General features: G+C 68.2%; 9 protein-coding genes and 2 pseudogenes. 4 read left to right on the top strand and 7 right to left on the bottom strand.

Annotated features, from left to right (window positions below; translation table 11 throughout):
• Window positions 1–262: 262 nt before the first annotated feature.
• Both ACFFRH_RS40485 and ACFFRH_RS40480 read right to left on the bottom strand, forming a co-directional pair.
• A complete protein-coding gene (locus tag ACFFRH_RS40485) occupies window positions 263–910 on the bottom strand; it encodes a response regulator (protein ID WP_386163071.1) in 648 nt (215 codons plus the stop codon).
• Window positions 907–2,046 (bottom strand): sensor histidine kinase, encoded by a 1,140-nt coding sequence (locus ACFFRH_RS40480; RefSeq protein ID WP_386163068.1) that lies wholly within the window; start codon window positions 2,044–2,046, stop codon window positions 907–909. Before ACFFRH_RS40480 ends, ACFFRH_RS40485 begins: the two co-directional genes overlap by 4 nt.
• 109 nt (window positions 2,047–2,155) lie before the next feature.
• On the opposite strand from ACFFRH_RS40480, the gene ACFFRH_RS40475 reads away from it, so the two are divergent.
• Window positions 2,156–3,274 (top strand): alpha/beta hydrolase family protein, encoded by a 1,119-nt coding sequence (locus ACFFRH_RS40475; protein ID WP_386163065.1) that lies wholly within the window; start codon window positions 2,156–2,158, stop codon window positions 3,272–3,274.
• 266 nt (window positions 3,275–3,540) lie between these two features.
• On the opposite strand, the gene ACFFRH_RS40470 is transcribed toward ACFFRH_RS40475, so the two are convergent.
• Window positions 3,541–4,170: a TetR/AcrR family transcriptional regulator gene (locus ACFFRH_RS40470; protein WP_386163062.1), complete on the bottom strand. Its 630-nt coding sequence runs from the start codon at window positions 4,168–4,170 to the stop codon at window positions 3,541–3,543.
• 160 nt (window positions 4,171–4,330) lie between these two features.
• On the opposite strand from ACFFRH_RS40470, the gene ACFFRH_RS40465 reads away from it, so the two are divergent.
• A complete protein-coding gene (locus ACFFRH_RS40465; protein ID WP_386163059.1) occupies window positions 4,331–5,326 on the top strand; it encodes a zinc-binding dehydrogenase in 996 nt (331 codons plus the stop codon).
• A gap of 86 nt (window positions 5,327–5,412) precedes the next feature.
• Window positions 5,413–5,751 (top strand): annotated as a pseudogene (locus ACFFRH_RS40460) (IS982 family transposase); the annotation flags it as partial.
• Window positions 5,752–5,754: 3 nt separating this feature from the next.
• On the opposite strand, the pseudogene ACFFRH_RS40455 reads toward ACFFRH_RS40460, so the two are convergent.
• The 4 genes and pseudogenes from ACFFRH_RS40455 to ACFFRH_RS40440 form a co-directional block, all read right to left on the bottom strand.
• Window positions 5,755–6,015, bottom strand: a pseudogene (locus ACFFRH_RS40455) (transposase); the annotation flags it as partial.
• Between the two features lie 189 nt (window positions 6,016–6,204).
• A complete protein-coding gene (locus ACFFRH_RS40450) occupies window positions 6,205–7,317 on the bottom strand; it encodes an IS630 family transposase (protein ID WP_386163054.1) in 1,113 nt (370 codons plus the stop codon).
• 408 nt (window positions 7,318–7,725) lie between these two features.
• Window positions 7,726–8,646, bottom strand: coding sequence for a serine protein kinase RIO (locus ACFFRH_RS40445; protein ID WP_386163051.1), 921 nt, complete (start codon window positions 8,644–8,646; stop codon window positions 7,726–7,728).
• 148 nt (window positions 8,647–8,794) lie between these two features.
• A complete protein-coding gene (locus ACFFRH_RS40440; protein ID WP_386163049.1) occupies window positions 8,795–8,965 on the bottom strand; it encodes a hypothetical protein in 171 nt (56 codons plus the stop codon).
• Window positions 8,966–9,009: 44 nt separating this feature from the next.
• Between ACFFRH_RS40440 and ACFFRH_RS40435 the strand changes: the two genes are divergently transcribed.
• Complete coding sequence (locus ACFFRH_RS40435; protein ID WP_386163046.1) at window positions 9,010–11,163, top strand: Tn3 family transposase; 2,154 nt, start codon at window positions 9,010–9,012, stop codon at window positions 11,161–11,163.
• Window positions 11,164–11,183 lie beyond the last annotated feature (20 nt).

Below are 11,183 nucleotides of genomic sequence, written 5' to 3'. Positions count from 1 at the left end.
CCGCCGCCCTGGCGGGCGCCGACCCGCCGCTTCTGGACGTCGGCGTTCAGGTCTTCCTCACACCGGGGCAGGGCTTGCACCGGGGCAGGGCTCGGACGTGTGTGCAGGAAGCGATCCTTTCGACACCCCCGCGCTCAAGGCCACCCGACTCGTGAACGCCCCACCGGGAGCCGTTCTCGGACCGGCTCAGGAACGGCCGACGAGATCCCGCCCGATCAGGCGATCGGTTCGTGGGCCCGACGGGCGGGCGGGAGGTGTCCGGTCAGCCGAGGTCCGCGTCGTGCACCAGGATCGCCGCCTGCACCCTGTTGGCCACCCCCAGCTTGGCGAGCAGCCGGCTGACGTGCGCCTTCACCGTGGCCTCCGCCAGCCCGAGCTCCCGCCCGATCTCCGCGTTCGACAGGCCACGGGCCAGCACCCTGATCACGTCCTCCTCCCTGGCGGTCAGCGACGCGAGCCGGTTACGCGCGGACTCGGCACGGGAGGGAGCCCTGTCGGCGAACGACGTGATCAATCGCTTGATGACGGTGGGGGACAGCATGGCCTGGCCCGTCGCGACCGTGCGTACGGCGGCGGCCAGCTCCCGGGGCGGGGTGTCCTTGAGCAGAAACCCGACCGCACCCAGCCGGAGCGCCTCGTGGACGTACTCGTCCAGGTCGAAGGTGGTCAGCATGATCAGTTTGGGGGCCTCGGGGGCGGTCAGGACACGTGCCGCGGCGGCCAGGCCGTCGGTGCCGGGCATGCGCACGTCCATCAGCACGACCTGGGGCCTGAGCCTGGTGGTGGCGGCGACCGCCTCGTCGCCGTCGCGGGCCTCGCCGACGACCACCATGTCGCCCGCCGCCTCCAGGATCATCCGCAGCCCGGATCTGACCAGTGCCTCGTCGTCGACGACCAGTACGCGGATCACGCGACCGGGATCCTGGCCATGACCTGGAAACCGTTCCCGTCCTGCGGGCCGGTCTCCAGACTGCCACCGACGAGCTCGACACGTTCGCGCAGGCCGACCAGTCCCCAGCCGGAGCCGGGCAGATCACCGGAGGTGCCGGCGGAGGGCTGGTTGCGCACAAGGATCTCCAACTCGGCGGGACGGTAGCGGACGAACACCTCGGTCCTGGCATCGGCGGCGTGCTTGTGCACGTTGGTCAGCGCCTCCTGGACCACGCGGTAGGCGGTGCGTTCCACCACGGGACCGAGTGGGCGCGCGACCCCCTCGTCGTGACGGTCGACCACGATGCCCAGCGCGCGGGTCTGGTCGAGCAGCTGGTCGAGGTCGGCCAGCGTGGGTTGCGGGCCGCGCACGGGATCCCGCGAGCGCAGCACGCCGAGCACCTCGCGCAGGTTGCCCAGCGCCTCCCTGCCGACACCGCCGATCAGCGCCGCGGCTTCGGCCGTACGCTCGTCGGGGGCGCTGACCTCCAGTGCGCCGGCGTGCAGGACCATCAGCGACACCTGGTGTGCGACCACGTCGTGCATCTCTCGTGCGATGCGTGCTCGTTCCTGGACACGTGCCTGCTCCGCGCGCAGCACCTGCTCGCGCAGCAGCTGTTCCGCCTGCTCGCGCATCGTGGCGAGCACCTGCCGCCTGGCGCGGACCCACAGCCCCGCCACCAGGGGCAGCCCGAGCATCGCGCCGCTCATGAGGATCGCGTTGGCCGGGGTGCCCGCGACCAGTGCCCGGTACCCATTGCTTCGGTGAGAGACGAGAGCGCTGAGCGCGAAGACCGCGACCGCGCCTCCGGCGTAGAGCCACAGGTCGCGGCGGCGCAGGTGCGTGCCCGCGTAGTAGGAGGCCGCGACGGCGGCGGGCCACATCACCAGCCAGGCGTAGGCGACGGCGCCCACCGCGGCGAGCGGCCCCAGCGAGCGTCTGGCGCGGACCGCGGCCACCGCCGACGCGGCGGCGACGGCCACGAGCACGGGCTCGGGCAGCGTCGACCTGACGCCCACCGCACCGGACGCCGAGGCCATGGAGAGAAGGAACACCGCCGCGCCGAGCGCCCACGGCGTGATCCGCTCGGCGATCCCGGCGCCGCCGTCCGTCATGGTCAGAGGTTATAGGGCGACCCGGTCGACGCCCCCCTACGAAAGTCGCGGGTGCCGGGTGACTTTCGCCGGGGACGGTACGGCCTTGCCGTGCCGCATGGTCGGGGACATGAGGAAGACAGCCATCGCGAGCATGCTCGCGTTCACCGCGTTCACCGGTATCGGTGCGGCGGACGCCGCGGCGTCCGCCCCCGCCCCCGCTCTGCCCGCGCCGACGGGCGGCCACGCCGTCGGGCGGTCGGTCATGCACCTGGTCGACTCCAGCCGTCCCGACCCGTGGGTGGCTAGTAGGAAGGTGCGCGAGCTGATGGTCTCGGTCTGGTATCCGGCGCGGAAGGCCGTGGGCCGACCGGCCCGGTACGTCACGCTCCGAGAGTCGGAGTTGATCATCAAGAGCGTGCCGCAGCTGAAGGACGTGCCACCGGGCACGCTCGCCAGGACGAGGACGTACGCCCGCGCCGACGCGCCCCCGCTGAGACGGAAGGAAGGGTGGCCGCTGGTGGTCCTGTCACCGGGCATGACGTTGCCTCGCGCGACCATGACCTCGCTGGCCGAGGAGTTCGCGAGCAGGGGATACCTGGTGGCGGGCATCGAGCACACCTACGAGTCCGTGGCCACCACGTTCCCCGGCGGCAGGACCGTCACGTTCGAGGCGGGCAAGGGCGGCCAGACCCCGGAGCTGGGGGCGAAGGTCGCCCGGGTCAGGGCCGCCGACACGACGTTCGTGCTGGACCGGCTCGAGAAGAGCGCGTACTGGAACCGGCTGATCGACGAGACCAGGATCGCGATGGTGGGGCATTCGGTCGGCGGTCAGAGTGCCGCGCACCTTCTGCCCGTGAGCCAGCGAATCAAGGCCGCGGTCAATCTGGACGGCTCCTACAACCCGCCGACGCCGGCGAAGCCCGTCGAGAAGCCGTTCATGATGATCGGCAACCCCAGGCAGGAGCCGGACGACGGAGAGAAGGGCTCCTGGGACCTGTTCTGGCCGCACGTGACCGGTGACTGGAAGCGCTGGCTGACCGTGACAGGCGCCGAACACATGAGCTTCATCGACTACGCGGTGCTCCAGCCGCAGCTCGGGTTACCGGCGTACCCGATCGACGGCGAGCGCTCCATAAAGATCATCCGCGCGTACGTCACCGCCTTCCTCGACCTGCATCTGAAGAACAGGCGCCAGCCGCTGCTGGACGGGCCGTCCGCGGGCTATCCCGAGGTGAGGTTCTGGTAGACGGCGCGGGCCACGGCCGCCGCGACATCCCCGGCTGGACATCACTCCGATACTCCAGGCCGTTCCCGCCTGCGACGAGCGGCACGACGTTGCGATTTCGGCACACGCCTACGTTACGCCGCCGTACCAACACGGACCGGAGAATCGGAGAGCTCTGCGACGGCACGGAAGCAGCCCCCGGCGTTGCGGGGGGGGGGGCCACTAGACGATCTATTCCAAGGGGTTCAGTGGTTCGCGCGTCGAGCGTGGATACCGCTCACCCACGGTCAGGCGCCGGCCGGTGCTGCGGATGCCAGTCGTGCTGCTGGTGGTAGCGGTGCGTGGTGAGGGCAGGCTTCGAACGCCTGGATCACCAGCCCCGCGAAGCGTCGGGAGGCCATGACCTGGGTGGCGGTAGATGTGGCGTGGATCCCCTTGTTGGCCATGAGGACGAGAATGAGGTCGTCCAGGACGAAGTCGGGCCTCAGGTGCCCCGCGTCCTTGGCTCGCTGGGCCAGTCCGGCGACTTTTTTCACCGTGTACTCGCGTCCCGCGACATCCTGCGCCCCCGGGAGCGTTGACAGGAAGGCTTCGGTGAAGCCCCGATCGCGTGCGTGCAGCTCACAGATCTTCTCGATCACCAGGCGCAGGCCACGCCACGGATCAGGATCCGCGCACCCCTCGTCGACAATGGCGCGACATGCGTGCAACTGGTCCGCGAAGGCTTCGGCGACCAGCATCTGCTTGGTCGGGAAGTGACGGTACAAGGTGGCAGGTCCCACCCCGGCGCGCCTCGCGATCTCCCGCATCGGCACATCCAGGCCGTCGGCGGAGAACAGCGCTCGGGCCGCGTCGAGGATGCGTTCGCGGTTGTCCAGCGCGTCGGAACGCAGCGTATGAGGCAAATGGTCGGTCACCACTCTCACTTTACCTAAGCGGACGGGGGCGTCCGTTACCGTTCGAGACGTAGAAGCTCGCCGAGATCATCGGGGCGCGCAGCACCGGGACCGATCCTCGGCCGCGGTGTGAAGCCCCTTACCGCCGGGCGGCGATCGGTGGCGGGTATGGAGCACGATCGTGCTTGAGCGGTCCAAGAACGTGGAGACGACATTGAAGGCAATCGCGATTCAGACGTACGGAGGTCCTGAAGGTCTGGCTGTTGTCGACCTGCCGGTACCCACACCTGCTGCCAGGCAGGTGCTGATCGCCACCGAGGCGGTGGGCGTCGGTGGTGTCGACACCGTGATCCGAAGCGGGGCGTTGGCCGCCTACGGATTCAAGGAGGGCTTCATCCCGGGCAGCGAGGTGGCGGGCACCGTGACCACGGTCGGTGACGGCGTCGACGCGTCGTGGATCGGCCGGCGGGTGTGGGCCTTCACCGGCACCGGCGGAGGCTATGTCGAACAGGCCGTCGCACCGGTCGAGCAGATCCTTCCCCTGCCCGGTAGCCTGTCCGCCGTCGACGCGGTGACGCTCGGCGGTTCCGGTGCGGTGGCCCACTTCGGGCTTCGCCACGCCCATTTCGTTCCCGGGGAGACGGTCCTGGTGCGTGGCGCGGCCGGCAGCATCGGGATCATGACAGTGCAGCTCGCGGCTCGCGGTGGTGGTGCCGCGGTGGCGGTCACGACATCGTCGGCCGAGCGCGGCGAGCGGCTGCGCCGCCTCGGCGCGACCCACGTGCTGGACCGCTCCGGCGACGGAGGGGAAGAGGCTCCAGCGGGCTATGACGTCATCATCGACATTGTGGCCGGCAAGGACATGCCGTCGTTCTTCGACAGGCTCAACCCGAACGGCCGCATGGTGGCCGTGGGTGCTGTCGCAGGTCAGCCGCCTGCGGACTTCGGCACGAAGATCATGGCGGCGTTCCAGAAGTCGATGTCCTTCGCCACTTTCAGCGCAGCCACCGTCACCCAAGCCGACCTGCGTGCCGTGCGCAGCGAGCAGTTCGCCGCAGCCGGTCGCGGCGAGATCGAAACAGTGGTGCACGACCTGCTGCCACTGGACAAAGCCGTGCTGGCGCACCAGAAGATGGACGCGGGCGAGGTCTTCGGCAGGATCGTGCTGACACCGTAGTCGAAGGTATCCACGGTCGAAGGTATCCACGCCGGGATCGCCACGATCTCCTGCGCAGTCGAGGCGAGGGAGCCCAATGTCGGTGCGTGAAGACAGAATTGGACTCCCTCGCGACCGCGCTCTACATAAAGACCGATGATCTACTGAAAGGTTCGCCGCAGTTCGGGCCATGGCGGCCGGCCGTGGGCATTGCGCCGCAGCTCAGCGATGCCGAGCTGGTGACCCTGGCGATGACGCAGGCCATGCTCGGCTTCACCTCCGAGGCGCGGTGGCTGCGGCACGCTCATGCCCACCTGCGGTACCTGTTCCCCTACCTACCCAAGCAGCCCGGCTACAACAAGCGCCTGCGCAAGTCCGCAGACCTCGTACGCCACGTGATCCGCATACTGGCCCGGGACACCACGCTGTGGAGCGACGACGTATGGGGGTCACGTCCAGCGAAGTGGTGTATGAGTTGACCTTCGCGTGATCCTGTTTCTGCAGGTTAAGCGGTAAGTGTCTGTGAGGGGCCACGGTGTGTCGCCGACGATGATGCGCATCCTGGTCTTGGCCAGGACATCCAGGCCCATGTAGCGGCGGGCCTCGGTCCACTCATCGGTCTGCTCGGCCAAAACCGCACCGACAAGACGGACGATCGAGGGCCGGTCGGGGAAGATCCCGACCGCGTCGGTGCGGCGGCGGATCTCCTGAAACCGCCACATCACCGCATTGAACCGCTGCCGCAGATCTGGGATCGGGCCTCGCTCCCCCAAGGGCAGATGAGGATCGATCAAGGACCATTCCTCGTCAGTGAGATCTCAGCGCGCCATAGCGATGGCCTACCAGGATCGCAGGCCATCGCGCAGACGAATCCCGCTGATCTCAACCCCGTACAGGCCCTAGTGTCCTGCGTCAGAAATTCGTCGGCAATATCGGGCTAAGGATTCGAGGATCTCCTCGGCGGTCTTCTTCCAGACAAACGGGCGCGGGTTGTCGTTCCAGTCGTCGTTCCAGTCGTCGATCCAGGCGCGGATGTCGCTCTCCAGGGCTTGCACGCTTTTGTGCACTCCGCGCCGGATCATCTGGTCGGTCAGGAAGCCGAACCAGCGCTCGACCTGGTTGATCCAGGAGGAGCCGGTCGGGGTGAAATGCATGTGGAAGCGTGGATGACGGGCCAGCCACGCCTTGATCGCCGGGGTCTTGTGGGTGCCGTAGTTGTCGCAGATCAGATGGACGTCCAGTTCGACGGGGACGCTCTTGTCGATCGTGATCAGGAACTTCTTGAACTCGGCGGCGCGGTGCCGGCGGTGCAGTTCCCCGATGACGGTGCCGTCGGCGACGTTGAAGGCGGCGAACAGGCTGGTGATCCCGTTGCGGACGTAGTCATGGGTGCGCCGCTCGGGCATGCCCGGCATCATCGGCAGCACCGGCTGTGAGCGGTCCAGGGCCTGGATCTGGGACTTCTCGTCCACGCACAACACCACGGCCCGCTCGGGCGGGTTGTGATACAGCCCCACGACGTCGACGACCTTCTCCACGAACAACGGATCACTCGACAGCTTGAAAGTGCCGGCCTGGTGGGGCTTGAGACCGAAGTCGCGCCAGATCCGCCCGACCGTGGACTTCGACAGTCCGCTGCGGGCGGCCATCGAGGTCCTCGACCAGTGGGTGGCGTTCTTGGGCAGTTGCTCCAAGGTTGTCACCACGACCTGCTCGACCTGATCCAAGGTGACTGAGGGCGGGCGGCCGGGACGTTGCTCGTCCATCAGCCCCTCCAGTCGCAGCCGGACGAACCGCCGCCGCCATTTGGAGACCGTGTCGCGGTGGATCCGCAGGGCGGCGGCGATCTCGATGTTGTCCAGACCGTCCGCGCACGCCAGCACGATCTTCGACCGCATCGCCAGGACTTGGGAAGACTTCGCATGCCGGGTCCAGCGTTCTAACGTGGCCCGCTCATCAGCGGAAAGCGTCACCGGAGTCTTGGGCCGTCCCGTCCGCGCCATGCGGCCCATTCTAGACTTAGCCGACGAATTTCTGACGCAGGACACTAGCGGGCCTTCACCCCCGGCCTGAAGGCCGGAGCACTGGCCCGCATTCTGGTAGCCGCTCGCGCGATGACCGGGAAGCCGTCCCCGAGGGTGGCTCTCTCTGTCCGGCCGGGACCTCGGCCCTTGAGCAGCAACCGAACGGCCAGTGACGTTAAGGAGCCTGGCTGGCTCGTCTTATCGTCACTGGCCGTTCCGATGCGGAAAGCGACGCGGTCGTCAGGCGGTGAAGATCAGGTCGAGGTGGGCGTAGGACGGCGAGGGCCTCGTCGCCGGTGTAGACGCCGAACAGGAGGGGCCGGCGGAGGCCCTCGACGACCCCGATCAGATGGCGAGCCTCGGTGGTCTGCTTCGACCGCGTTCTGCAGAAGGCGATCAGAACACCATCGTGAGCAGGTCGGCGAACAGCTCCTGTTCGTCGATCTCGAGCCCGCGGTTCGTGAACCACGTGGCCATGTTGTGGCAGTCGCGCATCAGGAAGTCCATGCCCTTCGGGTTGCCCACGATGTCGACGACCTGGGGCAGGTCGATCATCACGATCCGCTCGGCCTGCGCGAGGACGTTGTACGGCGAAAGGTCGCCGTGCGCGAGCCCCGCGCGGGCCAGTTCACGCATGCCGTTGCGGAGCTGCTCGAAGTACACGCCGAGCAGCTCCTTCGACGGCCGGACCTGGGCGAGTCGGGGCGCGGCACCGCCCTCACCGTCGTCGATGAACTCCATCAGCAGCTCGGTGCCGTCCACCTGCACGGGATACGGCACCGGGACGCCGGCCTTCCACAACCGGTTGAGGGCGTCCCATTCGGCGTACGCCCACTGACCGGCCGCGACACTGCGGCCGTGCGAGGACTTCTTCGCCATCGCCCGGCTGTCGCGGCTGTTGCGGGTACGGCGGCCTTCGACGTACGACGTACTGCGGTGGAAGGACCGGTGTTCCTCGGTGCGGTACCGCTTCGCGGCCAGCAGCGAGGACTTCGCCGGGTTGTCGCCGATGGCTTCGACGGCCCGTTCGAGCAGGAAGACGTCGGCTTCCTTACCGGTTTTGAGGACGCCGAGCTCGGTGTCGATCGCAGCCTGTTCCGTCACAACCCACGGGGGGCGTGGTTCCGGGCCGCGAGAACCGCGCTCGACCTCCAGCCAGGTGGACCACCGCTGATCCGGGCCCAGCTCCTCGTCGACCGAATGGAACTCGAAGACGAAGTCGTCGGCCGGATCTGGTTGGGACTCGTCACCGGTGAAATCGGACCAGCGGGAGTCGAGGTCGGAGTAGGAATCAGAGCGTTCGTACTCGGAAGACAACGGGTGTGCTCCTGAACAAAGAGGTGGGACTGATGCGGACATGCCGCAGCACAGTGATGGCCATCCGTCAGCCCTCCTTAGTCCAGGCAGCGTTCGCCGCCGCTCGGTCAACCCAGCTTGCCCGCCCGTTCCGGACCCCGCAACGTATTTACCGGAGCTGGGACCGCCCGGTCGGGCTCAGCCGGAGCTCCTGCATCGGCTTCGCGGATCGGCAGACCAGCTCCGGCAGCGCCTGCTCCCGCCAGACCCGCGACGCGGCGAGCTGCCGGCGGTGTTCGTCGTACGCCGCCGCGCCGGGGAACCGATCAAGGAAGGACACCCGCTCCAGATCAGCCTGCGACGGCGGCCCCGCTGCCGGCCACCGTGCGGCATCTGGAGACCTCGTCGGTCGACGACGCCCTCGACGTGCTGGACCTGCTCATCACCTCGAACCTGCCGGCCCGGGCGGAGCGGGCCGGCAAAGCCGAGCAACTGCGCACGTTCCCCAAGTTGCGCAAGGCGGCGCGCACGATGGCCTCAGCGGTGGAGGTGCTGATGTCGGCGCCGGAGGCGACCGAGGATCGGCTGGTATCGCTGGTGGAGGTGTGGAAGGCGATCGAAGAGGTGGTGCCGCGCGAGAAGCTGGCCTCGGCGGTGGAGACGATCGCGGCCTTTGTGCCCACGACCGACGATGACGCGGCCGCCGAATGGCGAGCCGAGCTGATCAAGCGCTACCGCACGGTGCAGGGCTTCATCGAGCTGCTGCTGGCCACGATTCAGTTCCGTGCGGTCGAGGCCGGTACGGCGGTGCTGGCGATGGTGCACGCTGCGGCGGCGATGGCCAAGACCCGCCGCCGCTACGGCCCTGGTGACATCACCGCGCACGAGGCGCTGATCACCGGCTCTTGGCGGCCACTCATCTACCGCAACCCAGATCTCCCGGAGGGCAGATCGACAAGGCGGCGTTCGTGCTGTGCGCGGTCATGTACCTGCACCACGCACTGCGTCGGCGCGATGTGTTCGCCGAAGGGTCTGAGCGGTGGAGCGCCCCGCGCGCGGCTGCTGGACGGCCAGGCGTGGCAGCAGGCGCAGTCGCGCATCCTCACCTCACTTGAGCTGGAGGTCGAGCCGGCCGGGCATCTGGCCGAGCTCGCCAGCGCGCTGGAAGGCGCCTACACCCGGGTGCTGGATGGGCTTGGGGCGAACACCGCGGCGCAGTTCGTCGGTGGCCGGTTGCAACTAGAGAAGCTCGGCGCGGCTGAAGGAGCTGCGCTCTCTGCTGGATGGCATGCTGCCCCGGCTGGATTTTCCCGAGTTGCTGCTGGAGGTGTTCGACCGTACCGGGCTGCCCGCCGACTTCACCCACATCTCCGGCGCCGACTCACCCATGGAGGACTTCCCGGTCAGCCTGGCCGCGCTGTTCGTGGCCGAGGCGTGCAATGTCGGCCTGGTGCCGATCGAGAAGCCGAACCCCGGGCCCGGCTGCTGCAGGTCGATCAGGGCTACCTGCGCGGCGAGACGATCGCGGCGGCCAACGCCCGCCTGATTGCTGCCCAGGCCGAACTCGACATCGTCAGATGCTGGGGTGGCGGGCACATCGCCTCGGCCGACGGGCTGCGCTTCGTCGTGCCGGTCCAGAACCTGCACACCGGCCACAACCCCGTCTACTTCGGCCGCCAGCGCGGCGCGACCTGGATGAATGTGGTCAACGACCAAGTGGTGGGCATCGGCGGGCTGGTCGTACCCGGCACACTGCGCGACTCGCTGTTCATCCTGGACGCCATCCGCACCCTCGACGGCGGACCCAAGCCCGAGACGGTGGTCACCGACACTGCCAGCTACTCCGACATCGTCTCGGGCCTGTTCGCGATCTGCGGCTACCAGTTCTCCCCGCGCATCGCCGACCTGGGCGGCACCCGGCTGTGGCGCACCAACACCCGCGCCGTCTACGGCCCGCTGGAGCACATGTCCCGCCACACCGTCCGCCTGGACAAGATCCGCGCGCACTGGGGCGACATGGTACGCGTGGCCGGCTCGCTCACTTTGGGCACGGTACGCGCCTACGACCTGATCCGGATGCTGTCGGCCGACGGCCGCACCACCGGCCTGGGCGAGGCGTTCGCCCACTACGGCCGAATCTTCAAGACGCTGCACCTGCTGCAGTACATCGCCGACCAAGGCTACAGGCGGATGATCGGCACCCAGCTGAATGTGCAGGAAGCCCGCCACCGCCTGGCCCGCAAGATCGCCTTCGGCAACCGGGGCCTGCTACGACAGCGCTACCGCGAGGGCCTGGAGGATCAGCTGGGCAGTCTGGGATTGGCGTTGAATGCGGTTATCTGGTGGAACAGCCTGTATCTGGACGCCGCCGTCAAGCACCTGCGCGAGCAAGGGTTCCCGGTCACGGATGAGATGTGTGCGCGGCTGTCGCCGATCCAGTACGACCACATCAACTTCCTGGGCCGCTACGCCTTCTCCCGCGCCGGCGTGGCCGGGGGCTTGCGTCCCTTCCATGACGGTGCTCACGAGAGCGCCTGAGTCCCAGGGCAGGTGAGGTG

It is taken from the genome of Streptosporangium vulgare (assembly GCF_042428775.1).
GTDB lineage: Bacteria > Actinomycetota > Actinomycetes > Streptosporangiales > Streptosporangiaceae > Streptosporangium > Streptosporangium vulgare.
This window is presented reverse-complemented; position numbering and strand designations above follow the sequence as displayed.